Below are 301 nucleotides of genomic sequence, written 5' to 3' on the forward strand. Positions count from 1 at the left end.
GGCGTATCGGCCGTGTCGATCGTATTGAGCTTCATCATCGGATTGATCCTGGGGATCATCCGCTACAGTCGGATCAAATGGGTATCGGGGATCGTCGGGTTCATCATCGACGTGATCCGGAATCTGCCGCTGCTATTGATCCTGTTCTTTACCTACTTCGGTCTGCCGGCCATCGGCATCCGAGTGGGATCGGTGAGTGCCTCGATTACGGCGCTGGTAGTATTCGAAAGCGCGATGATCAGCGAGATCGTGCGCGCCGGGATCGAATCGATCGACTACGGACAGATGGAAGGTGCACGAA

Annotated in this window: 1 protein-coding gene; it reads left to right on the top strand. The window is 55.8% G+C overall.

Annotation, left to right across the window (positions count from 1 at the left end):
- Positions 1-301: ABC transporter permease subunit (locus KI210_RS08610; RefSeq protein WP_212781466.1), on the top strand; the 301-nt coding region annotated here is incomplete at both ends.

Origin of the sequence: Lactobacillus corticis (assembly GCF_018327645.1) — a bacterium.
In the GTDB taxonomy this organism is placed as follows: Bacteria; Bacillota; Bacilli; order Lactobacillales; family Lactobacillaceae; genus Lactobacillus; species Lactobacillus corticis.